Here is a 22,543-nt window from a genome sequence, read left to right on the forward strand (position 1 = left end):
CGAGCGGCCACCCGCACAGAACTCAGGCCGACACCGTCTCCCGCCGGGCCGCCTCCTTCACCGCCCGCACCCCCAGCTCCTCCGTCGGCACCTTCGCCGTCTCCCGCGCGGTCAGCACCGCGATCACCGGCGGCACACAGAGCGCGGCGGTGAACAGCGCCACGGCGAACCAGTCGTCACCGCCCGGCCCCGCGATCTCGGCCGCGAACGTCACCGCGAACCCGGCCACGGCGAACCCGATCTGGGTACCGATGGCCATCCCGGACAGCCGTACCCGGGTCGTGAACATCTCGCCGTAGAAGCTCGGCCAGACCCCGTTCGCGGCGCTGTAGACGATGCCGAAGGCGAAGATGCCGACCGGCATGATCAGGGCGTAGGAGCCGGTCGAGATCGCCCACAGGTAGAGGAACATCGCCCCCGCGCTGCCGGCCGCGCCGATCAGGTACACGGGCCGGCGCCCGACGCGGTCGGACAGCGTCGCCCACAGCGGGATCGTGCCGAGCGCGACGACGTTGGCGAGCGCCCCGACCCACAGCATCGACGTACGGCTCATGCCGACGGCGTCGCTGGTGGCGTACGACAGCGACCAGACCGTGAAGATGGTGCTGACCGAGGCGATCAGCGCGCCCGCGATCACCCGCAGGACGTCCCGCCAGTGCTCGCGCGCCAGCACCACCAGCGGCATCTTCACGACGCCCTCGGTCGCGGTCTGCCGCGTGAACGCGGGCGTCTCGTCGAGCTTGCGGCGGATGACCCAGCCGACGACGGCCACGACGACGCTCAGCCAGAACGGCACCCGCCAGCCCCACGACAGGAGTTGGTCCTCCGGCAGCGCGGCGACCGGGATGAACACGAGGGTCGCGATCAGCTGGCCGCCCTGCGTGCCCGAGAGGGTGAAGCTGGTGAAGAAGCCCCGCCGGTGCGAGGGCGCGTGCTCCAGGGTCATCGAACCGGCGCTGGCCTGCTCGCCGGCCGCCGAGATGCCCTGGAGGATGCGGCACAGGACCAGGAGCGCGGGAGCGAGGGTACCGACCTGTTCACGGGTGGGGAGACAGCCGATCAGGAAGGTCGACAGGCCCATCAGCATCAGCGTGAAGACCATGATCTTCTTCCGGCCCAGGCGGTCCCCGTAGTGCCCGAGGAACAGCGCCCCGACCGGCCGCGCCGCGTACGCGACCCCGAACGTCGCGAGCGACAGGAGGGTCGCGGTCGCCGGGTCGGACTCGTCGAAGAAGACCTTCGGGAAGATCAGGGCCGCCGCGCTGCCGTAGATGAAGAAGTCGTAGTACTCCAGCGCGCTGCCGATCCAGGCCGCGGCGGCGGCCTTCTTCGGCTGGCCGGGCGGCGCCGCGGACGCGGCGGGCGAGGACGCGGGGACGGACACGGAGGGCTCCTTCGGGGAACTCCACGGCGGTGTGGAGGGGGCCGCAGTAATTAACTCACTAGGTAGTTAGCTCGATGGGAAGGGATGTTGCGCCCGCGTTTCCCCGCTGTCAAGAGGTCGTGCGCTCCGCCGTCAGATACGCGATGACCATGTCGCCGAGCATGACCCGGTACGCCTCGCGCCGGCCGGCGTCCAGCAGGTCCCGGTCGAAGAGAGCGCCGAAGGTGTGTCGGTTGGCGACCCGGAAGAAGCAGAACGAGCTGATCATCGCGTGCAGGTCGACGGCGTCGACGTCCGCCGTGAACAGGCCCGACTCCTGCCCCGAGGTCAGGATGCGGCGCAGCACCGCGACCGCCGGGGAGCCCATCCGGCCCAGCTTCTCGGAGGCCGCGATGTGCTCGGCGCCGTGGATGTTCTCGATCGTGACCAGGCGGATGAAGTCCGGGTGGCGCTCATGGTGGTCGAACGTCAGCTCCGCGAGCCGGCGGATCGCCGCGACCGGGTCCAGGTGCTCGACGTCGAGTTGCTGCTCGGCCTCGCGGATCACCCCGTACGCGCGCTCCAGGACCGCCGTGAACAGCTGTTCCTTGCCGCCGAAGTAGTAGTAGATCATCCGCTTCGTGGTGCGGGTGAGGGCGGCGATCTCGTCGACGCGGGCCCCGTCGTAGCCCGCCCGCGCGAACTCCTGGGTGGCCACGTCGAGGATCTCGGCCCGGGTGCGGACGGCGTCCCGCGTCCGTCCGTTGGCTCGTGCCGGTTCGTCGGCGCTGGTCATCGGTGCCCTTCGGGAGTGCGGACAGTGCGCAGATTCTAGAAGGCGGGGCGGCGGGGGGTTCCCGGCGGCCGGGGGCGGCTGATATAGCTAACGTACTAGTTCGTACATTGGAGGTCCGTGTGGCCAAGGACTCGTTCCTCGTCGGGCTGATCGGCTCAGGGATCGGACCGTCGCTCAGTCCCGCGCTGCATGAGCGGGAGGCGGGCCGGCAGGGGCTGCGCTATCTGTACCGGCTCATCGACCTGGACGTGCTGGGCGCGGCACCCGAGCGGGTTGGCGACCTGGTCAGGGCCGCGCGTGACCTGGGCTTCGACGGTCTGAACATCACGCACCCCTGCAAGCAGCTCGTCCTTGACCACCTGGACGCGCTGGCGCCGCAGGCCGAGGCGCTGGGCGCGGTCAACACGGTCGTCTTCGAGGACGGCCGTGCGATCGGCCACAACACGGACGTCACCGGTTTCGCCGCCTCGTTCGCGCGCGGCCTGCCGGACGCCCCGCTGGAACGGGTCGTGCAGCTCGGCGCGGGCGGGGCGGGCGCGGCCGTGGCCCACGCGACGCTCACCCTGGGCGCGGAGCACATCACGATCGCCGACGCGCTGCCCGACCGGGCGACGGCGCTGGCGGACTCCCTGAACACCCACTTCGGCGCAGGCCGGGCGAGGGGCGCGGACCTGGCCGACCTCCCGGCGCTGCTCCCGCAGGCGGACGGCCTGGTCCACGCGACCCCGACCGGCATGGCGGCCCACCCCGGCCTGCCCCTGCCCGCGCAGCTGCTGCGCCCTGAACTGTGGGTCGCGGAGGTGGTCTACCGCCCGCTGGAGACCGAACTCCTGCGCGTGGCCCGCGAGTTGGGCTGCGCCACGCTGGACGGCGGCGGCATGGCGGTGTTCCAGGCGGCCGACGCGTTCCGCCTGTTCACCGGCCGGGAGCCGGACAGTGCACGGATGCTGGCGGACATCGCGGAACTGGCGAGCCCCGGCGTCACCGCCGGCTCACCGTCCGCGTGATACCCGTCACCACGGTCGTCGCCGGCAGCCGCGGGGCGAGGGAGCCGTAGGTCAGGTCCAACAGCCCTACCTGGGCCGGGACTTTCTCCGGGGTCAGGCTCAGTCGGCCGGCCTCCGTGCGGCGCGGGTTCAGCCGCCCCGCCAACTGCGGCCCGCCGCCCAGCCACAGCTCGCCGATGACACAGCTGCCGGCGTGCAGCAGGGTCGCGGAGGTCCACGGTCGCCCCTGTGGCGAAGGCCCGCCAGACGCGCCGCTCGACCGATGTCGGACTGTTGATCCCCATCGGCCGCGACTCTGGCGGGCCGGATGCCACAGTGTCCATACGCCACGGACGGCGACGCCCTCAGGACACCGCCGGCGGCTCCCGCTACGCCCGCGTGTTCCACTCCGCGATCGCTGGCCACCCGTGCTCCAGCGTCAGCCGGCTCACCGTCCCGGTCGCCAGCTGGAACAGCCGTCCCTCGGCGGGCGGCAGCCCGAGCCGCCGGGCCGTCAGCACGCGCAGGAAGTGGGCGTGGGCGACCAGCACCACATCGCCCTCCTCCAGCGCGGGAGCGATCCGCGCCAGCACCCGGTCGGCGCGGGCGCCGATCTGCTCCGGTGACTCCCCGGGGTGGCCCTCGGGCCCGGGCGGCACCCCGTCCCGCCACAGGTACCAGTCGGGACGGGTGCCGTGGATGGCGACGGTCGTGACGCCCTCGTACCCGCCGTAGTCCCACTCGCGCAGGTCCGGTTCGGGCAACGCGCCCGGTATCCCGGCGAGTTCGGCCGTGCGGGCGGCCCGCTGGAGCGGGCTGGTCAGCGCCAGTGCGAAGGTCCGCCCGGCGAGGAGCGGGGCGAGCGACTTGGCCTGCCGCTCACCGGTGTCGGTGAGCGGCAGGTCGGTCCAGCTGGTGTGCCGGCCCGAGGCGCTCCACTCCGTCTCCCCGTGGCGGACCAGGAAGAGGTCCCCCACGGCGGACTACTTCGACTCGACGGCGTGGCCGCCGAACTGGTTGCGCAGGGCCGAGATCATCTTCATCTGCGGCGAGTCGTCCTGGCGGGAGGCGAACCGGGCGAAGAGGGAGGCGGTGATCGCGGGGAGCGGTACGGCGTGGTCGATGGCCGCTTCCACGGTCCAGCGGCCTTCGCCGGAGTCCTCGGCGTAGCCGCGCAGCTTGTCCAGGTGCTCGTCGTCGTCGAGGGCGTTGACGGCGAGGTCGAGCAGCCAGGACCGGATGACCGTGCCCTCCTGCCAGGAGCGGAAGACCTCGCGCACGTCGGTGACGGAGTCGACCTTCTCCAGCAGCTCCCAGCCCTCGGCGTAGGCCTGCATCATGGCGTACTCGATGCCGTTGTGGACCATCTTGGAGAAGTGTCCGGCGCCGACCTTGCCGGCGTGGACGAAGCCGAACTCGCCCTCGGGCTTGAGGGCGTCGAAGACGGGCTGGACCTTCGCGATGTGCTCGGCGTCGCCGCCGACCATGAGGGCGTAGCCGTTCTGGAGGCCCCAGACACCGCCGGAGACACCCGCGTCGACGAAACCGATCCCCTTGGCCGCCAGCTCTTCGGCGTGCTTCTCGTCGTCCGTCCAGCGGGAGTTGCCGCCGTCCACGACCGTGTCGCCGGGCTCCAGGAGGCCGCCCAGCTCGTCGATGACGGACTGCGTCGGGCCGCCGGCCGGGACCATCACCCAGACCACGCGCGGCGCCTCAAGCTTCTCCACCAGCTCCGACAGGCTCGCGACGTCGGAGACCTCGGGGTTGCGGTCGTATCCGACGACGGTGTGGCCGGCGCGGCGGATCCGCTCGCGCATGTTGCCGCCCATCTTGCCGAGACCGATCAGGCCGAGCTGCATGGCTACTTCACTTCCTTGAGTTCACGGTAGGCGGCCACCAGAGCCGCCGTGGAGGCGTCCAGACCGGGCACGTCCGCGCCCTCGGTCAGGGCGGGCTCGACCCGCTTGGCGAGCACCTTGCCCAGCTCGACGCCCCACTGGTCGAAGGAGTCGATGTTCCAGACGGCGCCCTGCACGAACACCTTGTGCTCGTAGAGCGCGATCAGCTGGCCGAGCACCGACGGGGTCAGCTCGCGGGCCAGGACCGTCGTCGTGGGGTGGTTGCCCTGGAACGTGCGCGGCGCGACCTGTTCCTCCGGGACGCCCTCCGCGCGGACCTCGTCGGCCGTCTTGCCGAACGCCAGCGCCTGCCCCTGCGCGAACAGGTTCGCCATCAACAGGTCGTGCTGCGCGGCCAGTTCGGGCTCCAGCTCGGCCACCGGACGCGCGAACCCGATCAGGTCGGCCGGGATCAGCTTCGTCCCCTGGTGGATCAACTGGTAGTACGCGTGCTGCCCGTTGGTGCCGGGCGTGCCCCACACCACGGGACCCGTCTCCCAGGAGACCGGACGCCCCTCGCGGTCCACGGACTTGCCGTTGGACTCCATGTCCAGCTGCTGCAAGTAGGCGGTGAACTTGGAGAGATAGTGCGAGTACGGCAGCACCGCGTGCGACTGCGCGCCCAGCACATTGCCGTACCAGACGCCCAACAGGCCCAGGATCAGCGGGGCGTTGGCCTCGGCGGGGGCGGTGCGGAAGTGCTCGTCGACCTGGTGGAAACCGTCGAGCATCTCACCGAACGCGTCGGCGCCGATCGCGATCATCAGCGACAGGCCGATCGCCGAGTCGTAGGAGTAGCGCCCGCCGACCCAGTCCCAGAACTCGAACATGTTCGCCGTGTCGATCCCGAAGTCCGCGACCTTCTCGGAGTTCGTCGACAGCGCCACGAAGTGCTTGGCAACGGCCTTCTCATCGCCGTCCAGGCCCCTGAGCAGCCAGGACCGCGCCGAGGTCGCGTTGGTGATCGTCTCGATCGTCGTGAACGTCTTCGAGGCGACGATGAACAGCGTCTCCTCGGGGTCCAGGTCCCGCACGGCCTCGTGCAGGTCGGAGCCGTCCACGTTGGACACGAACCGGAACGTCAGATCCCGCGCGGTGAACGCCCGCAGCGCCTCGTACGCCATCGCCGGACCGAGGTCCGAGCCGCCGATGCCGATGTTGACGACGTTGCGGATGCGCTTGCCGGTGTGCCCGACCCACTCGCCCGAGCGGACCTGCCCGGCGAACGCGGCCATCTTGTCGAGCACCGCGTGCACGGCCGGTACGACGTTCTCGCCGTCGACCTCGATCACCGCGCCCCGGGGCGCGCGCAGCGCGGTGTGCAGCACCGCCCGCCGCTCGGTGACGTTGATCTTCGCGCCCCGGAACATGGCGTCCCGCAGCCCGAACACGTCGGTCGCGGCGGCGAGTTCACGCAGCAGGCCCAGCGTCTCGTCGGTGACGAGGTGCTTCGAGTAGTCGATCCGCAGATCGCCGACCCGGACCACGTACCGCTCGGCGCGCCCGGGGTCGGCGGCGAACAGCTCGCGCAGATGCGGGAGTTCACCGTCGCCGTGCTCCAACAGCGCGTCCCACTCGGGCCGTTCGGTGAGCAGAGGGGTCTCAGACATGTGCGTGGATCTCCTTGCCGGCCTCGCCCCGCAGGGCGACGGCGTACATCTCGTCAGCGTCGAGGCGCCGCAGCTCCTCGGCGATGAGTTCGGAGGTGGTGCGCACCTTCAGCGCGAGGGTGCGCGAGGGCTGGCCCGGCAGCGACAGCGTCGCCAGCGGGCCGTCGGGACGGTCGATGACGATGTCGCCGTCGGCCGTGCCCAGGCGTACGGCGGTGACGACCGGGCCCGCGGTGACCACGCGGTCGACCTTCACCTTGAGGCGGGCCTCCAGCCAGCGCGCGAGGAGTTCGGCGGCCGGGTTCTCCGCCTCGGCCTCGACCGCGCCGGACACGATCGGCACCCGGGCCTGGTCGAGGGCCGCCGCCAGCATCGAGCGCCAGGGGGTCAGCCGGGTCCAGGCCAGGTCGGTGTCGCCGGGCGCGTAGGACCTCATCCGGGTGGTGAGCGCCGCGATCGGGTCGGCGACCGCGTACAGATCGGTGATCCTGCGCTGCGCGAGCGCGCCCAGCGGGTCCTTCGCGGGGTTGTCGGGGGCGTCCACGGGCCACCAGACGACGACGGGCGCGTCCGGCAGCAGCAGTGGCAGGACGACCGAGTCGGCGTGGTCGGAGACGTCGCCGTAGGTGCGCAGCACGACCGTCTCGCCGGCGCCCGCCTCGGAGCCCACCCGGACCTCGGCGTCGAGCCGGGACTGGGTGCGCTCGCGCGGGGTGCGGGCCTGGCGCTTGATGACGACCAGGGTGCGCGAGGGGTGCTCGTGCGAGGCCTCCTCGGCGGCCTTGATCGCGTCGTAGGCGTTCTCCTCGTCCGTGACGATGACCATCGTCAGGACCATGCCCACGGCCGGGGTGCCGATCGCGCGGCGGCCGTCCACCAGCGCCTTGTTGATCTTGCTTGCCGTGGTGTCGGTGAGGTCGATCTTCATGGCCTGCGCCAGCTCCGTCCGTCTCGTGCGAGCATGTCGTCCGCTTCCTTCGGTCCCCAGCTGCCCGACGCGTACTGGGCCGGCCTGCCGTGGCCGTCCCAGTACTCCTCGATCGGGTCGAGGATCTTCCAGGACTCTTCCACTTCCTGGTGGCGCGGGAAAAGGTTCGCGTCACCCAGCAGTACGTCCAGGATGAGCCGCTCGTACGCCTCCGGCGAGGACTCCGTGAAGGATTCGCCGTACGCGAAGTCCATCGTCACGTCCCGGATCTCCATCGACGTGCCCGGGACCTTCGAGCCGAAGCGGACCGTGATGCCCTCGTCGGGCTGGACGCGGATGACGATCGCGTTGGAGCCCAGCTCCTCCGTCGCCGTCGAGTCGAACGGGGAGTGCGGGGCCGTCTGGAAGACCACCGCGATCTCGGTGACGCGGCGGCCCAGGCGCTTGCCGGTGCGCAGGTAGAACGGGACCCCGGCCCAGCGGCGGTTGTCGACGTTCAGCTTGACGGCCGCGAAGGTGTCGGTCGTCGAGGCCGGGTCGATGCCGTCCTCCTGGAGGTAGCCGGAGACCTTCGCGCCGCCCTGCCAGCCCGCCGCGTACTGGCCGCGCACGGTGTGCCGGCCGAGGTCGTCGGGGAGCTTGACGGCCTTGAGGACCTTCAGCTTCTCGGTGAGCAGCGACGCCGCGTCGAAGGAGGCGGGCTCCTCCATCGCGGTGAGCGCCATCAGCTGGAGCAGGTGGTTCTGGATGACGTCACGGGCGGAGCCGATGCCGTCGTAGTAGCCGGCCCGGCCGCCGATGCCGATGTCCTCGGCCATCGTGATCTGCACGTGGTCGACGTACGACCGGTTCCAGATCGGCTCGAACATCGTGTTGGCGAAGCGCAGCGCCAGGATGTTCTGGACGGTCTCCTTGCCCAGGTAGTGGTCGATGCGGAAGACCTGGTCCGGGTCGAACACGTCGTGCACGATCCGGTTCAGCTCCTCGGCCGACTTGAGGTCGTGGCCGAACGGCTTCTCGATGACCGCGCGCCGCCAGGACCCCTCCGGCGGGGTCGCCAGCCCGTGCTTCTTCAGCTGCTGGGCGACCTTGGGGAAGAACTTCGGGGGTACGGAGAGGTAGAACGCGTAGTTGCCGCTGGTGCCGCGCGCCGCGTCCAGCTCGTCGACGGTCTGCCGCAGCTGCTTGAACGCGGTGTCGTCGTCGAAGTCGCCCGGGATGAACCGCATGCCCTCGGCGAGCTGCTGCCAGACCTCCTCCCTGAACGGGGTACGGGCGTGCTCGCGCACCGAGTCGTGCACGACCTGCGCGAAGTCCTGGTCCTCCCAGTCCCGGCGGGCGAACCCGACGAGGGAGAAGCCCGGCGGGAGCATCCCGCGGTTGGCCAGGTCGTAGACGGCCGGCATCAGCTTCTTGCGGGACAGGTCACCCGTCACACCGAAGATCACGAGGCCCGAGGGCCCGGCGATCCGCGGCAGCCGCCGGTCGCGCGGATCGCGCAGCGGGTTGTCCCACTCGGGCTCTGCTGTGCTGCTCATTTACGCGTCGGCTCCCTTGCTCTCCAGCGACTTGCGGACCGTGCCCAGCAAGTCCTCCCACGCCACCTCGAACTTCTCGACACCCTCCTGCTCCAGGCGGGTGACGACCTCGGCGTACGAGACGCCCAGCGCGGCCACGGCCGTCAGGTCCGCCAGCGCCGACTCGTAGGTGCCGGTGACGGTGTCGCCCGTGATCCCGCCGTGGTCGGCCGCCGCGTCCAGCGTGGCCTCCGGCATGGTGTTGACCGTGCCGGGCGCGACGAGCCCGTCCACGTACAGGGTGTCCTTGTAGGCAGGATCCTTCACCCCGGTCGACGCCCACAGCGGACGCTGCCGGTGGGCGCCGGCGTTCTCCAGGGCCCCGAACCGCTCCGAGGCGAAGAACTGCTCGTACGCCGCGTAGGCGAGCCGCGCGTTGGCGAGGGCCGCCCTGCCCTTGAGGGACAGGGCCTGCTCGGTGCCCAGCGCGGTCAGCCGCTTGTCGATCTCGGAGTCGACGCGGGAGACGAAGAAGGAGGCCACCGAGTGGATGCCGGCCAGGTCGTGCCCGGCCGCCTGGGCCTTCTCCAGGCCGGCGAGGTAGGCCGCCATGACCTCCTCGTACCGCTCCAGGGAGAAGATCAGCGTCACGTTCACGCTGATGCCGAGGCCGATGACCTCGGTGATCGCGGGCAGGCCCGCCTTCGTCGCCGGGATCTTGATCATCACGTTGGGCCGGTCGACGAGCCACGCCAGCTGCTTGGCCTCGGCGATCGTCGCCACCGTGTCGTGCGCCAGACGCGGGTCGACCTCGATGGAGACGCGGCCGTCACGGCCCTTGGTCGCGTCGTACACCGGGCGCAGGATGTCGGCCGCCGCGCGGACGTCGGCCGTCGTCATCATGCGGACGGCCTCCTCCACGGTGACCCCGCGCTCGGCGAGGTCCGCGAGCTGCTCCTCGTATCCGTCGCCGGCGCCGATCGCGGCCTGGAAGATGGAGGGGTTGGTGGTGACGCCCACGACGTGCTTCGTGGCGATCAGTTCGGCGAGGTTGCCCGACGCGATCCGCTTGCGCGAGAGGTCGTCCAGCCAGATGGACACGCCTTCGGCGGAGAGGCGTTCCAGGGGGGTTGCGGTCACTTCGATCATCTTCTTTCCGGCGGTTCGATCAACTGCGCGTCGCGGCCAGGGATTCCCGGGCGGCGTCGGCCACATTCTCTGCGGTGAATCCGTACTCGGCGAACAGGGTCCCCGCGGCGGCCGAGGCGCCGAAGTGCTCCAGGGACACGATGCGTCCGGCGTCACCGACGTAGCGGTACCAGGTCAGCCCGATCCCGGCCTCCACGGCGACCCGCGCCTTCACGGCGGCCGGCAGCACCGACTCCCTGTACTCCAGGGGCTGTTCCTCGAACCACTCCACCGACGGCATCGACACGACCCGCGTGCCGATCCCCTCCGCCTCCAGCGACTCCCGTGCGGCGACGGCGAGTTGGACCTCGGAGCCGGTCGCGATCAGAACGACCCGCGGGACAGCGGTGGTCGAGTCCTTCAGGACGTAACCGCCCTTCGCCGCAGCCGGGTTGGCCGGGTACGTCGGCACGCCCTGCCGGGTCAGCGCGAGCCCGTGCGGGGCCGGCTTGCTGGAGTGCCGCTTCAGGATCTCGGCCCAGGCGACGGCGGTTTCGTTGGCGTCGGCGGGGCGGACGACGTTCAGGCCCGGGATCGCCCGCAGCGAGGCCAGGTGCTCCACCGGCTGGTGCGTCGGGCCGTCCTCGCCGAGCCCGACCGAGTCGTGCGTCCAGACATAGGTCACCGGCAGCTGCATCAGCGCGGACATGCGGACCGCGTTGCGCATGTAGTCGGAGAAGACCAGGAAAGTCCCGCCGTAGACGCGGGTGTTGCCGTGCAGGGCGATGCCGTTCATCTCCGCGGCCATCGAGAACTCGCGGATGCCGAAGTGGACGGTACGGCCGTAGGGGTCGGCCTCGGGGAGCGGGTTGTCCTTGGGGAGGAACGACGACGCCTTGTCGATCGTCGTGTTGTTGGAGCCCGCCAAGTCGGCCGAGCCGCCCCACAGTTCGGGCAGAACGCCGCCGAGCGCCTGGAGGACCTTGCCGGAGGCGGCGCGGGTCGCGACCGACGTGCCCTCCTCGAAGGCGGGGAGCGCGGACTCCCAGCCCTCGGGGAGCTGCCCGGCCACGATCCGGTCGAACAGCTGGGCCCGCTCGGGGAGTTGGCCGCGCCACTCGGCGATCCGCTTGTCCCAGGCGGCGTGCGCCTCGGCGCCCCGGTCCAGGGCCTGGCGGCTGTGCGCGAGGACTTCGGGGGCGACCTCGAAGTCCAGCTCCGGGTCGAAGCCCAACACGCGCTTGGTGGCGGCGACTTCGTCCGCGCCGAGCGCGGAGCCGTGCGAGGCTTCCGTGTTCTGCGCGTTCGGCGCCGGCCACGCGATGACCGTGCGCAGGGCGATGATCGAGGGGCGGCCCGTCTCCGCCTGGGCCGCCTTCAGGGCGTCGTACAGGGCGGGTACGTCGACGTCGCCGTCGGCGGCCGGGGACACGCGCTGGGTGTGCCAGCCGTACGCCTCGTAGCGCTTCAGGACGTCCTCGCTGAACGCGGTCGCCGTGTCGCCCTCGATGGAGATGTGGTTGTCGTCGTAGACGAAGACCAGGTTGCCGAGCTTCTGGTGGCCGGCCAGGGAGGACGCCTCGGCGGAGACGCCCTCCTCCAGGTCGCCGTCGGAGACGATCGCCCAGATCGTGTGGTCGAAGGGGGAGGCGCCCTCGGCGGCGTCGGGGTCGAACAGGCCGCGCTCGTAGCGGGCCGCCATCGCCATGCCGACCGCGTTCGCCAGCCCCTGGCCGAGCGGCCCGGTCGTGGTCTCGACGCCGGCCGTGTGACCGTACTCGGGGTGGCCCGGGGTCTTCGAGCCCTGGGTGCGGAACGCCTTCAGGTCGTCCAGGCCGAGTTCGTATCCGGCCAGGAAGAGCTGGGTGTAGAGGGTCAGCGAGGTGTGGCCGGGGGAGAGGACGAAGCGGTCGCGGCCGGTCCACTCGGGGTCCGCGGGGTCGTGCCGCATCACCTTCTGAAAGATCGTGTACGCGACCGGGGCCAGGCTCATCGCCGTCCCCGGATGCCCGTTGCCGACCTTCTGTACGGCGTCCGCGGCCAGGACCCGGGCGGTGTCGACGGCCCGCCGGTCGAGGTCCGTCCACTCCAGGCTGTTGCTCATCGTCAGAACCCCAATTCAAGAAGTCATCGGTGCGACCGGTAACACGGTCGTCACGTGTTCAAAATTAAAAGTCAGACTTTTTCTGTGGAAGGGCTGGGTGTGTCAGTCTGTGGTGAAAGTGGGACACGGCGATCAAGCCGGGGTGCGGCGCGAGGCGGACATGGCGGACAGAACCATCCAAGGTGGCGAGGGTGACGGCTCGGTGGCCGGCATCCGAACGTTCCCCTTCCCCGCCGAGCTGAGCGTCGCGGGCGTCGGCATGCAGGTCGGCCCCATGGGCGCGGGCCGCACCTGGCACGCCGACGCGCCCCTGGACCGCTTCCACCGTGTGGATTTCCATGTCGTCCTGCTCTTCGACGAGGGCCCGGTCCGGCACATGGTCGACTTCACCGAGCACGAGGCGCGCGCCGGCGACCTCCTGTGGATCCGCCCGGGCCAGGTCCACCGCTTCTCCGGAGCCCGCGGGTACCACGGAACGGCCCTCACCATGCAGCCGGGTTTCCTCCCCCGGGAGACGGTCGAGGCGACCAACCTCTACTGCTACGACCTCCCGCCCCTCCTGCACCCCGACCCCGCCCAACTCGCCGCCCTGCGCGGCTCACTGGACCATCTGCGCCGCGAGTACGAGGACACACGCACCCTCCCCCTCCCCCTGCACACGGCGGTTCTACGGCACTCCCTGACCGCGTTCCTCCTGCGCCTCGCCCACCTCGCGGCCAGCTCGGCGGAGGGCGCCCGGCGCACGGACACCACGTTCACGCTCTTCCGGGACGCCGTGGAGCGGGACTTCGCGAGCAACCACAGCGTCAGCGCCTACGCCGACGCGCTCGGCTACTCCCGCCGCACCCTGGTCCGCGCCGTCCGCGCGGCAACCGGCCAGACCCCCAAGGGGTTCATCGACAAACGGGTCGTCCTGGAGGCGAAACGGCTCCTGGCCCACACGGACCTGCCCATCGGCCGGGTAGGAGCGGCGGTCGGCTTCCCCGACCCGGCGAACTTCTCCAAGTTCTTCCACCAGCACACGGAACTGACGCCGGCGGCGTTCCGGGCGGAGACGCGGTAGGGCGCCGGCGTTCGCGCGCAGACGCGCCGGGTCCTGTTCCACGCAGTCGTGCCGTCCGGTGACGGTGACGGCCGGTCAGGACAGGAAGTTCTGCTGCCACTGGAGCGAGTCCATGCTCAGCGCGGCATCGGCCAGGGCCTTCGCGGACGGGGTCTTGAGCGAGGCGAGGCTGGTGTCGATCCAGTTCTGGGTGAGGCTGTAGCCCTGCTCCCGGTACTCGACCGCCTGGACCAGGCATTCGAGCTTGTCGGCGTCGCGGGCGACGACTGCCTCCGGGGTCTCGCCGGCCTCGTACTCGTCGACCGCGCTCTGCACCCCGGTGCGCACGGCCGGGTGGGCGTTGGCGATCTGATCGGCGGTCACCTCGCCGTTCGGGGCGGCCTTGATGTACTTCCGGCCGATGTGCGGGATGTCGCCGACCCGCGTCTCCTGGCTGTCGTGGAACAGGCACATCAAGGCGACCCGGCCCGGGTCGGCTCCTTCCATCATGGCGAGCACCGAGCCGATCACCCCGACCCGGAAGGAGTGCTCCGCCACTGATTCGGGGGTCTTGTTGCCGGTGAACCACCAGCCGGTCCGTGCGACGCGCTTGAGCACGCCCATCTCGGAGATGAAGCTCGCGGTGCCCCGGGTGGTGTCGTCGGCCATGAGGTCCTCCGGTGTCAGCGGTTGTGATCGAAAACGTAGTGGATGTGGGCCAGTTCGCGCCGGGATCTCGCCGACAGCGCTGTCCCGTCCAGGAGTTGACCGGTCTTCTCGTGCAGCAGGCCGGACAGAGGCCCGGTGGCCTGTGGCAGCCACGGGAAAACGGTCAGCAGTGCCCACAGCGAGTGCGCGTACAGGTCGACGTAGCCGGGTGCCAGGTGCAGGCCGCGGGCCAGGCCCCGCAGCAGGGTCACCGGATCCCAGCCCGAAAGGTCCCGGTCACGCATGAACGCGTCGTCCGGCTGCGGCAGCGGCGACGCTCCCAGCCACAGTGCCCAGTAGTTCAGGTTCGCGGCCTCAGCGGTGTCGTCGCCGGCCAGGGCGCGGTCGATGAAGTCCAGCAGCGGCTGGGGATCTCCCAGCCGGGCGAGCGCGGTGGCGGTGGAGCGGGCCTGCGCCCAGTGCGGTGACCAGCCCCGCCAGGCCGGCACGGCACGGCGCCGGTGGAGGGTGTGCGCGGTCCACGCGGCCGCGTCCGGACTCCGGTCGTACGAGGCGAGGTAGAGCGCCTGGCGGTGCAGCAGCGCCCCGCCTTCGCCCTCCCGGGCCGCCGCCTCGGTCGTGTCCCGGAGGTGGTCGAAGAACACCGCCCGGTCTGTGGCTGCCAGTTGCGGGGCGACGGCGACCGGACCGCGCCGGGGCCGGGGCGACCGTCCGGCGAGCGCCGCCGGGACAGTGCCGTTCAGAGCCCAGGCGAGCAGGTGCGCGGTGGCTCGGGTGTGCACCCACTCGGCCAGTGGATGTGCCCCGTCGACCGCATTCTCCAGACCGGCCGCGATGATCCGGTCCGCGTCCATCGCCGCGTCCAGCCACGGCACCAGCGCCACGTCCGCGCCGAGTGCCGGCAGTCGCCTGCGCAGTTCCAGCAGCGCGCCGGCCCGTATGTTCGCCAGCGGGCGCCGACCTGACTCCCAGCCCTGAAGCGTCTCGACGTCCACGCCCAGGGCCTCCGCCAGGACGGCCTGCGTGCACGGGATCGACTCGCGGACCAGGCGCAGCACGAATCCGCTCACCACGCCTGCGGATGTTCGCCTGGATCTGCCCATACCGGCCCGCTCCCCGGTCGCCCTGCGCACCGAAACCCGTACTCGCCCAACCCGGGCCGGGCGCGCACCACTCGACACCGAAAGGGGCACCACCATGAACACCGCGACGACCGAGCTGCGCCGGTTCCTGACCATCACCGGCCGGCGCTTCAAGACCGGCCGATCCGCACCCGAGATGTTCTCCCCGGCCGTCGACGCGGCGTGGCACGAACTGCTCGGCACCCCGCAGTACGAGGCCCTGTGCCTGGAGACCGCCGGACAGCCGATCCGCCACGTCGCGAACAACGGTCACGGCCCGATCGCCTGGATCGCAGCGTACGAAGAGGCGTACGGTCCGCTGCCGGAGATCTGGTTCACCGCCGCCGACGGCACCGTCGACCAGGACGCCGCCGCCCGCTACCGGGAGACCGGCACCGTGGTCGCGGAGTGGGACTGTAGCCCTGCCGGCGGCGACGGTGACGACGTCGCCCCCGACCAGTCGGAGACCGCCCGCCGGTGACCACCGACCGCGCCGGCGCAGCGCCCCGGCCCACCGCCGGGGCGCTGCGTCTCGTCGAGGCCGGCACCACCCGGCCGAGATCCGTCGACCTCAGCGACTACGCGCGGCAGATGACCGCCCACTGCCCCTACCTGGCCCCTTCCCTCCAGCGGGGGCTGACGTCCTGGACGGTCTACCGCGCCGTCGGCGACGCCGAAGCCGTCCAGGCGGAGCTCTTCCACGCGGGTGCACAGGCCGCGGAGTGGCTGCGACCCCTGCTGAACCGGCCGCACGGCCTCCTGCGGTGCGAGAACATCGTCCTGGTGGGCGACGTGCCCCACACCCGGCACCGCGACCTGCTCGCCTGGCCGCACTGGGTGCTGAAGAACCTCTACGGCCCGGTCGGGGTGATGTTCGGCAAGTTCTGCGCGGGAGAAGGGGAAGTCACCGCGGCCGGCCACCGGATCCCGGCCGCCCCTGCCTCGTTCCTCCCCGTGAGGGCCGCCGTCCGTCGCCGCGACCCACGCTTCCTGAGCGCGACCCCCGACCTGGCCGCCGCGCTCGCCGCCGCCGCCGACGACGGCCGCGACGTGTTCGAGCACATCCCCGACGAGTGGACGGAGATCCGCACATGGGCACAACACCTGCTCCCCCCGGCGAAGCCGTCGCCCTTCTCACCGGACACACCGGCGAACCCGCCGCCATCCAGCTCCTGAGCGACCGGCGAGGCTCCCGGGCCTGGAAGATCCAGGGCCCCAAGGGGGCCGTCGTGCTGAAGGCCAACGACCCCGACGGGGACAACGTCCGCGACAAGGCCGCCGAGATGGCCCAGGAAGACGACCACCTGCTCCGCCTCACCGCCGCCGGCGCCCTGAGCCCCGACTACCGGGTGAGTGCCGGGACATGGGACGGCGGCCGGTGGCTGGCCGTCGGCTGGATCGACGGCGTCCCCCTGTGGCGGGCCCTCGCCCTCGCCCGCGGCCCGGAAGGAGACCGCGCCTCGGTGCGTCCCTGGCTCGCGGGCATCGCCCGCACCTGGGCGGAGCACCTCGCACTCATGCACGCCGCCGGGTGGTCCCACGCCGACGTCCAGCCGACCAACACCCTGGTCACCGGTGACGGTCAGGCCGCCGTCATCGACTACGCCCTCGCCTGCGGCCCCGGCGAGGGCCGCCGCGTCCCGTACCGGGGCGCCCTCACCCACACCACCGCCCCCGAGCTCGCCGCGCAGCTCCTCGACACCCCCGCCGACGCCCACATCCAGGCGCAACCGCCCAGCGACATCTGGAGCCTGGGTGCCTCTCTGTTCTGGTGCTGGACCGGTCGGCGCCCCTTCGCCTACGACGACGGCCTCGGCCGGCCGGAGAAGCTGGCCGTCATCGCCCGAGGAACCACTACCGCGCTGCGCGACGTCCGGCCTTGGCCCTTCCCTCGATTCGAGCAAGCCATCACCGCGTGCCTGGCTCCCAGCCCCGCCGATCGGCCCACCGCGAAGGAGCTGACCGCCGCATGGTGACTCTGCGTGCCCTGCGCCCTGATGACGCCCCCGCCCTCACCCGCGTCTACAGCGGCGCCTCCATCCGGCACACCACCGGCAAACCCCTCACCCTCGATCAGGCGCACGAGAAGATCCGCGCAGCCCTCGCCCGAGCCGCCGAGATCCCGCGTGCGCAGTGGAGCTGGGGCATCCTCGACGAAGCTGTGCTGATCGCCCTGCGACGACGAACCGACACCTGAACCAGTGCGACGCACAGAAAAGGGCGACCGGGCCCAAGACCTCAGGGCCTGCACGCACACCGGTGCGTGCAGGCCCTGGATCGGTTTTGGGTACGAGGCTCAGTGACCGAAGCCGAACCAGTTCACGTTGACGAAGTCCGCCGGCTGGCCGCTGGTGAAGGTCAGGTAGACGTCGTGCGTGCCGGTGACCGCGCTGATGTTCGCCGGGACCGTCTTCCACGTCTGCCAGCCCCCGGTGCTCGCGATGGAGAAGCTGCCGACCGGTGTCGCCGTGCGGCTGTCGAGGCGGACCTCCACCAGGCCGCTGACCCCGGCCGGGGCGCCGCTCGCCACGCGGGCCTTGAACTGGGTGGCCGCCGTGGAGCCGAAGTTGACGCCCTTGTACAGGGCCCAGTCGCCGTTGGCGAGCGAGCCGATGTCCTGGCCGCCGCCGGTGTCCGTGGTGGTCTCGGTGACGACGCCGGACTGGCTGTCGTAGGACTCGGCCTGGATCGTGCCGTAGGCGTCGCGGCTGCCGCCGGGCGGGGTCGTGGTGCCGCCGCCGGACTGGAGGACCTGGACGTAGTCGACGAGCATCGGGTGGCCCGGCACGGTGTCGTTGTCGAGGCCGCCGCCGTACGCGTCGGGGAAGGAGCCGCCCATCGCGACGTTCAGGATGACGAAGAAGCCGTGGTTCGTCGCGTTGGCCCACGTGGTGGCGTCGACCTGGTTCGCGGTCACCGTCTGGTAGTTGACGCCGTCGACGTAGAACCGGATCGCCTCGGGGGAGACCGAACGGTCCCACTCCATCGTGTAGTTGTGGAAACCGGCCTGGCAAGTGGTGTTCGGGCAGGCCGTGTTGTTGCCGATGCCGCTCGTCTCGTTGCAGGGGCCGCCGGGGTTGGTGCCGCAATGGACGGTCGCCCAGACCCGGTTGAGGCCCTGGACGTTCTCCATGATGTCCAACTCGCCCACGGCGGGCCAGTTCTGGTAGTTGCCCCGGTAGGGCGCGCCCAGCATCCAGAACGCCGGCCAGTAGCCCTCGGCGGCCGTGCCCGTCACATTGGGCATCTGGATACGGGCCTCGACGCGCAGCTTCCCGCCCGCCGGGGGCTGGAAGTCGGTGCGGGTCGTCTCGATCCGGCCCGACGTCCACCGGCCGGCCGCGTCCCGCAGCGGGGTGATGCGCAGATCGCCGCTGCCGTCGAGGGAGACGTTGCTGGTGCTGTTCGTCATCGTCTCGACCTCGCCGGTGCCCCAGTTGGCGGGGCCACCGGGGTACGAAGTCCCGGTGTCGTACTGCCAGTTGGAGGTGTTGACGCCGGTGCCGGCGGTGCCGTTGAAGTCGTCGAGGAAGACCTGCGTCCAGCCCGACGGCGGAGTCGGCGCGGAGGCGTCGGCGGGGGCGGTCGCCGTCGTCGCGAGGGAGACGGCGAGCCCGAGGGTGGCGAGCACGGCGAGGAGGGCGCGGCGTCTTCTCGGGGCGCGCGGGGGGTTGCCGGAGGTGGTGCTCATGGGGGGCCTCTCGGGGACGGGAGTACGGAGCGGGTGCCCTGAGAAACGCTCCGAGACATTCTGAGAGCGCTCTCAGGATGCGGTCAATGTGCTCCCGGTGGTCCCGGCCGTCAAGAGTTGAAGCAGTCAAAGGCCCTTGGCGGCAGCCGAGTTCAGCCGATGAAGGTACTTATGTACCGCCGCCGGAGCTACAGCGCGCTGCCCGCCTTCCACTCCGCCCACGTCAGGTTCCAGCCGTTGAGGCCGTTGCTCGCGGTGACCGTGCGCTCCCCGGAGTCGGTGACGATGACGACGTCCCCGAGCATGGAGCTGTCGTAGAACTCGTACCCCGGCACCGAACTGTCCGAGGCGCCCTTCGCGTCGTGCAGGCCGATGCAGCCGTGGCTGGTGTTCTGGCTGCCGAAGACGGACGTCGACGCCCAGTAGTTGCCGTGGATGAAGGTGCCGGAGGTGGTCAGGCGCTGGGCGTGCGGGACGTCGGAGATGTCGTACTCGTCGCCGAGGCCGACCGTGGAGGACTCCATGCGGGTCTGCCTGAACCGCTCGCTGATGACCATGATCCCGGACCAGGTGGTGTGGTCGGCGTCGCCGCCGGTGACCGGGTAGGTGGCGAAGGCGGCGCCGTCGCGCCGTACGGTCATCTCCTTCGCGGCGAGGTCGACGGTGCTGATCTGGGAGCGGCCGATGTGGAAGGTGACGTCCTTGGACTGGGTGCCGTAGACGCCGTCGGCGGCCTGGACGTCCTTCAGGCGCAGGCTGAGGGTGACCGTCGTGCCGCTGTCCCAGTAGGACTGGGGGCGGAAGTCGAGGCGGGTGTCGCTGAACCAGTGGCCGACGATCTCCACGGCCGGGTCCGAGGTGACCGTGATCGCCTTCTCGACGGCGGCCCGGTCGGTCACCGCGTGCGTGAAGTTCACCGACACGGGCATGCCGACGCCGGAGGTCGAACCGGCCTCGGGGGTGAAGACGCCCACGAAGGTCTCGCCGGGTGCCTTCGTCGTGAACGTCGACTTCTGCACGGCGGCGCCCTCGGCCTGCGCGGTCACCGTGTACGTCGTGCTGGACCAGGGGTTGCCGGCGGACGTCCAGGTGGTCCGGGCCGTGTCGAGGGCGCCGGCGAGGGCGGTGCCGTCGGCGGCGGTGACCCGCACGGAAGTGAGGGTGCCGCCCGCGACGGTCACCTTCACCGGGGCCGAGAAGTCGGCCTGCGCGGTGCCCGCCGCCGGGGAGACGGTGATCACGGGGGCCGCCTTCGCTGCGGCCTGCGTTTTCTCGGAGGCGCTCGCCGCACCCGAACTGCATCCGGTCAGCGCGACCGCCGGCACCGCCGCCCCCAGCGCGGCCAGCACCCCGCGCCGGGACCACGCCCGCGTCTGCTGCTCGGACCGGTTCGATATGTGCTCGACGCCCACGGCACGCCTTCCTGAGTTGTCCGCCCTTTATGCCCGCATCCTGCAACCGCTTCCTGGGACGTTCCTTTGAAGCGGCGCTCAGGTTTCTGAGATTTGGGTGAGGATCAGGAGGGCCGCCACCCCAGCGCCCGCGATATCCCCCGCGCCGCCAGCCGCACCGCCGGCGTCAGCAGCGCCACCTGCGCGCTGTGCGCGGGCACGACGACCGACACGGCCGCCACCACCTCACCCCCGGCCCCCCGGATCGGCGCGGCCACCGACAACGCGTCATCGGTCACCTGACGGTCACTCACCGCCACACCCGTACGCCGGACTTCGGCGAGCAGCCGCCGCAACTGGGCCGGATCGCGCACAGTATGGGGAGTGAAACCGGCCAACCACCCACCGCAGTACGCCTCTTGCAGCTCCAGCTCCCCGTGCGCGAGCAGTACGAGTCCGACCCCGGTGGCGTGCAGCGGCCAGCGCGCGCCGACCCGGATGTGGACGCCGACGGCGGACCGCCCGCTGAGCCACTCCGTGTACACCACGTCGTGGCCGTCGCGGACGGCGAGCTGCACGTTCTGGTGCGTGGCCTCGTACAGGTCCTCCAGATACGGCAGGGCCGCCTGGCGCAGGGCGAGGCCGCGCGGGGCGAGGGCGGCGACCTCCCACAGGCGCAGGCCCACGTGGTAGACCCCGTCCGCGTCCCGCTCCAGCGCGCCCCACGTGGTGAGGGCGGTGACGAGGCGGTGCGCGGTGGTCAGGGCCAGGCCGGCCCGCCGGCTGATGTCCGTGAGCGTCAGCGCCGGATGGTCCTGGTCGAACGCGGCGAGGACGGACAACAGCCGGTCGGGCGCGGTGCGTTGCCCGGTGCTCACCCCGCGGCACCCTCCCGCGCGGGCGCCGGGGTGCCGGCGGCGGGTTCCAGGGCGTCGTGCGACGTCTCGCGCAGCCGCCACACCGTGAGCGCGGTGATTGCCGCGCCGCCGCACAGCAGCAGCGACACCGGGGTGGAGTCGCCGCCGTTGGAGGCGAGGAGGCTGCTGGCGATGAGGGGGGAGAAGCCGGCGCCGATCAGGGTCGCGCCCTGGTAGCCGAGGGAGGCGCCGGTGTAGCGGACCTTCGTGCCGAACATCTCGGTGAGCAGGGCGCCCAGCGGGCCGTACATCGTGGACTGGGCGACGCCGTGGCCGAGGGCGAGGGCGAGGATCAGCAGGCCGGGGGAGCCGGAGTCGACGAGGGCGAGGACGGGGAAGGCGAGGGCGGCGCAGGCCACCGCGCCGGCGAGGACGACCGGGCGGCGCCCGACCCGGTCCGACAGCGCGGACGCGGCGGGCAGCACGAACAGCGCGACGCAGGAGGCGACGGTGACGGCGGTGAGGACCTGCGGCCGGGTGTAGCCCTCCCCGACGGCGTAGCTGATCATGAACCCGGTCAGCAGCGACTGCGCGGTGAACGCCCCGATGCCCACGCAGGCCGCCAGCAGCACCGGCTTCGGCCGCCGCAGCAGCTCCAGCACGGGCGGTTTCGCGGCGGGTTCGGCCGGCTGGAACAGCGGGCTCTCGGCGACCCGCAGCCGCACGAAGAGGCCCACGGCGAGCAGGACGACGCTCAGCAGGAACGGCACGCGCCAGCCCCAGGTGCGGAAGTCGTCGTCGGGCAGCGTGGCGACCAGCGTGACCACACCGGCCGACATCACCGAGCCGAGCGGCGCCCCGAGCTGGGTGGCGCTCGACCACAGGCCGCGCCTGTTGCCGCCGGTGTGCTCGGCGTGCTCGACGACCATCAGGGTCGCGCCGCCCCACTCACCGCCGATGGCGATCCCCTGGACGACGCGCAGCGCGACCAGCAGGACCGGCGCCCACACGCCGATCGCGTCGTACGTGGGCAGCACGCCGATGAGGAAGCTGCCGGTGCCCATCAGGGCCATTGTCAGCAGCATCATCGACTTGCGGCCGATCCGGTCGCCGAAGTGGCCGAAGAGCAGCCCGCCGAGCGGCCGGGCGAGATAGCCGGCGGCGAACGTGCCGAACGCGGCGACCGTCCCGACGGCCGGGTCGGCGTCGGGGAAGAACAGCTCGCCGAAGACGAGGGCGGCGACGGTGCCGTAGACGAGGAAGTCGTAGAACTCCACGGCGGTGCCGAGCAGCCCGGAGAGGGCCACGCGGCGTAACTGCCGGGAATCGGCGGAAGAGGGGGACGACTGCACGATCAGCTCCCTGGGGCCGGGCGGCTGTTGGGGGAAGGTGGCCCGGACAGTCCGTGAAGTTAGGCACTTCCTGTGCTGCCGTCAATCATT

At 71.4% G+C, this 22,543-nt stretch carries 21 protein-coding genes; 6 read left to right on the forward strand and 15 right to left on the reverse strand.

Annotation, left to right across the window (positions count from 1 at the left end; all coding sequences use genetic code 11):
* Window positions 1–22: 22 nt before the first annotated feature.
* Entirely contained in the window at window positions 23–1,384 is a 1,362-nt protein-coding gene (locus ACYUD3_RS03310) for an MFS transporter (RefSeq protein ID WP_470963148.1), read from the reverse strand.
* 109 nt (window positions 1,385–1,493) lie between these two features.
* Window positions 1,494–2,159, reverse strand: coding sequence for a TetR family transcriptional regulator (locus ACYUD3_RS03315; RefSeq protein WP_470963151.1), 666 nt, complete (start codon window positions 2,157–2,159; stop codon window positions 1,494–1,496).
* Between the two features lie 119 nt (window positions 2,160–2,278).
* Here ACYUD3_RS03315 and ACYUD3_RS03320 point away from each other — a divergent pair, with 119 nt between their 5' ends.
* A complete protein-coding gene (locus tag ACYUD3_RS03320) occupies window positions 2,279–3,166 on the forward strand; it encodes a shikimate dehydrogenase (protein WP_470963154.1) in 888 nt (295 codons plus the stop codon).
* Window positions 3,167–3,534: 368 nt separating this feature from the next.
* Here ACYUD3_RS03320 and ACYUD3_RS03325 read toward each other — a convergent pair whose 3' ends face one another.
* The 7 genes from ACYUD3_RS03325 to tkt are packed head-to-tail and all read right to left on the reverse strand — an operon-like array spanning window position 3,535 to window position 12,330.
* A complete protein-coding gene (locus ACYUD3_RS03325; RefSeq protein WP_470963157.1) occupies window positions 3,535–4,122 on the reverse strand; it encodes a histidine phosphatase family protein in 588 nt (195 codons plus the stop codon).
* A 6-nt stretch (window positions 4,123–4,128) separates the two neighbouring features.
* The gene (gnd, locus tag ACYUD3_RS03330; protein WP_470963160.1) at window positions 4,129–5,004 is read right to left on the reverse strand and encodes a phosphogluconate dehydrogenase (NAD(+)-dependent, decarboxylating); all 876 of its coding nucleotides are present in this window, start codon (window positions 5,002–5,004) and stop codon (window positions 4,129–4,131) included.
* Between the two features lie 2 nt (window positions 5,005–5,006).
* The gene (gene pgi, locus ACYUD3_RS03335; RefSeq protein WP_470963163.1) at window positions 5,007–6,653 is read right to left on the reverse strand and encodes a glucose-6-phosphate isomerase; all 1,647 of its coding nucleotides are present in this window, start codon (window positions 6,651–6,653) and stop codon (window positions 5,007–5,009) included.
* Window positions 6,646–7,581: a glucose-6-phosphate dehydrogenase assembly protein OpcA gene (gene opcA, locus ACYUD3_RS03340; protein WP_470963166.1), complete on the reverse strand. Its 936-nt coding sequence runs from the start codon at window positions 7,579–7,581 to the stop codon at window positions 6,646–6,648. Before opcA ends, pgi begins: the two co-directional genes overlap by 8 nt.
* Window positions 7,578–9,119, reverse strand: coding sequence for a glucose-6-phosphate dehydrogenase (gene zwf / locus ACYUD3_RS03345; protein WP_470963169.1), 1,542 nt, complete (start codon window positions 9,117–9,119; stop codon window positions 7,578–7,580). The genes opcA and zwf overlap by 4 nt, the downstream gene beginning before the upstream one ends.
* Complete coding sequence (tal, locus tag ACYUD3_RS03350) at window positions 9,120–10,247, reverse strand: transaldolase (protein ID WP_470963172.1); 1,128 nt, start codon at window positions 10,245–10,247, stop codon at window positions 9,120–9,122. It lies immediately after the preceding gene.
* A 19-nt stretch (window positions 10,248–10,266) separates the two neighbouring features.
* Window positions 10,267–12,330 (reverse strand): transketolase, encoded by a 2,064-nt coding sequence (tkt, locus tag ACYUD3_RS03355; protein WP_470963175.1) that lies wholly within the window; start codon window positions 12,328–12,330, stop codon window positions 10,267–10,269.
* A gap of 160 nt (window positions 12,331–12,490) precedes the next feature.
* Between tkt and ACYUD3_RS03360 the strand changes: the two genes are divergently transcribed.
* The gene (locus ACYUD3_RS03360) at window positions 12,491–13,393 is read left to right on the forward strand and encodes a helix-turn-helix domain-containing protein (RefSeq protein WP_470963177.1); all 903 of its coding nucleotides are present in this window, start codon (window positions 12,491–12,493) and stop codon (window positions 13,391–13,393) included.
* A 75-nt stretch (window positions 13,394–13,468) separates the two neighbouring features.
* On the opposite strand, the gene ACYUD3_RS03365 is transcribed toward ACYUD3_RS03360, so the two are convergent.
* Together ACYUD3_RS03365 and ACYUD3_RS03370 are read right to left on the reverse strand one after the other, a co-directional pair.
* Window positions 13,469–14,041: an HD domain-containing protein gene (locus tag ACYUD3_RS03365; RefSeq protein WP_470963179.1), complete on the reverse strand. Its 573-nt coding sequence runs from the start codon at window positions 14,039–14,041 to the stop codon at window positions 13,469–13,471.
* A 14-nt stretch (window positions 14,042–14,055) separates the two neighbouring features.
* Window positions 14,056–15,144 (reverse strand): helix-turn-helix domain-containing protein, encoded by a 1,089-nt coding sequence (locus ACYUD3_RS03370; protein ID WP_470963181.1) that lies wholly within the window; start codon window positions 15,142–15,144, stop codon window positions 14,056–14,058.
* A gap of 94 nt (window positions 15,145–15,238) precedes the next feature.
* On the opposite strand from ACYUD3_RS03370, the gene ACYUD3_RS03375 reads away from it, so the two are divergent.
* Genes ACYUD3_RS03375 through ACYUD3_RS03390 form a run of 4 tightly spaced genes read left to right on the forward strand, consistent with a single transcriptional unit; the run spans window position 15,239 to window position 17,359 of the window.
* Window positions 15,239–15,643, forward strand: coding sequence for a hypothetical protein (locus ACYUD3_RS03375; RefSeq protein WP_470963183.1), 405 nt, complete (start codon window positions 15,239–15,241; stop codon window positions 15,641–15,643).
* A complete protein-coding gene (locus ACYUD3_RS03380) occupies window positions 15,640–16,338 on the forward strand; it encodes a hypothetical protein (RefSeq protein WP_470963185.1) in 699 nt (232 codons plus the stop codon). The genes ACYUD3_RS03375 and ACYUD3_RS03380 overlap by 4 nt, the downstream gene beginning before the upstream one ends.
* Window positions 16,254–17,138: a protein kinase domain-containing protein gene (locus tag ACYUD3_RS03385; RefSeq protein WP_470963188.1), complete on the forward strand. Its 885-nt coding sequence runs from the start codon at window positions 16,254–16,256 to the stop codon at window positions 17,136–17,138. Before ACYUD3_RS03380 ends, ACYUD3_RS03385 begins: the two co-directional genes overlap by 85 nt.
* A complete protein-coding gene (locus tag ACYUD3_RS03390; protein ID WP_470963191.1) occupies window positions 17,132–17,359 on the forward strand; it encodes a GNAT family N-acetyltransferase in 228 nt (75 codons plus the stop codon). The genes ACYUD3_RS03385 and ACYUD3_RS03390 overlap by 7 nt, the downstream gene beginning before the upstream one ends.
* A 99-nt stretch (window positions 17,360–17,458) precedes the next feature.
* Here ACYUD3_RS03390 and ACYUD3_RS03395 read toward each other — a convergent pair whose 3' ends face one another.
* The 4 genes from ACYUD3_RS03395 to ACYUD3_RS03410 all read right to left on the reverse strand — a co-directional run bounded on the left by ACYUD3_RS03395 (window position 17,459) and on the right by ACYUD3_RS03410 (window position 22,453).
* On the reverse strand, window positions 17,459–18,853 hold the full coding sequence (locus ACYUD3_RS03395; RefSeq protein WP_470963194.1) for a glycoside hydrolase family 16 protein: 1,395 nt from the start codon (window positions 18,851–18,853) through the stop codon (window positions 17,459–17,461).
* Between the two features lie 188 nt (window positions 18,854–19,041).
* Window positions 19,042–20,265 carry a L,D-transpeptidase gene (locus ACYUD3_RS03400; RefSeq protein ID WP_470963197.1) on the reverse strand — a complete coding sequence of 408 codons (1,224 nt, stop codon included), beginning with the start codon at window positions 20,263–20,265 and terminating at the stop codon, window positions 19,042–19,044.
* A gap of 104 nt (window positions 20,266–20,369) precedes the next feature.
* Window positions 20,370–21,122 carry an IclR family transcriptional regulator gene (locus ACYUD3_RS03405; RefSeq protein ID WP_470963200.1) on the reverse strand — a complete coding sequence of 251 codons (753 nt, stop codon included), beginning with the start codon at window positions 21,120–21,122 and terminating at the stop codon, window positions 20,370–20,372.
* On the reverse strand, window positions 21,119–22,453 hold the full coding sequence (locus ACYUD3_RS03410; protein WP_470963203.1) for an MFS transporter: 1,335 nt from the start codon (window positions 22,451–22,453) through the stop codon (window positions 21,119–21,121). Before ACYUD3_RS03410 ends, ACYUD3_RS03405 begins: the two co-directional genes overlap by 4 nt.
* Window positions 22,454–22,543: the final 90 nt, after the last annotated feature.

The organism is Streptomyces sp. AMJ-169, assembly GCF_055597585.1.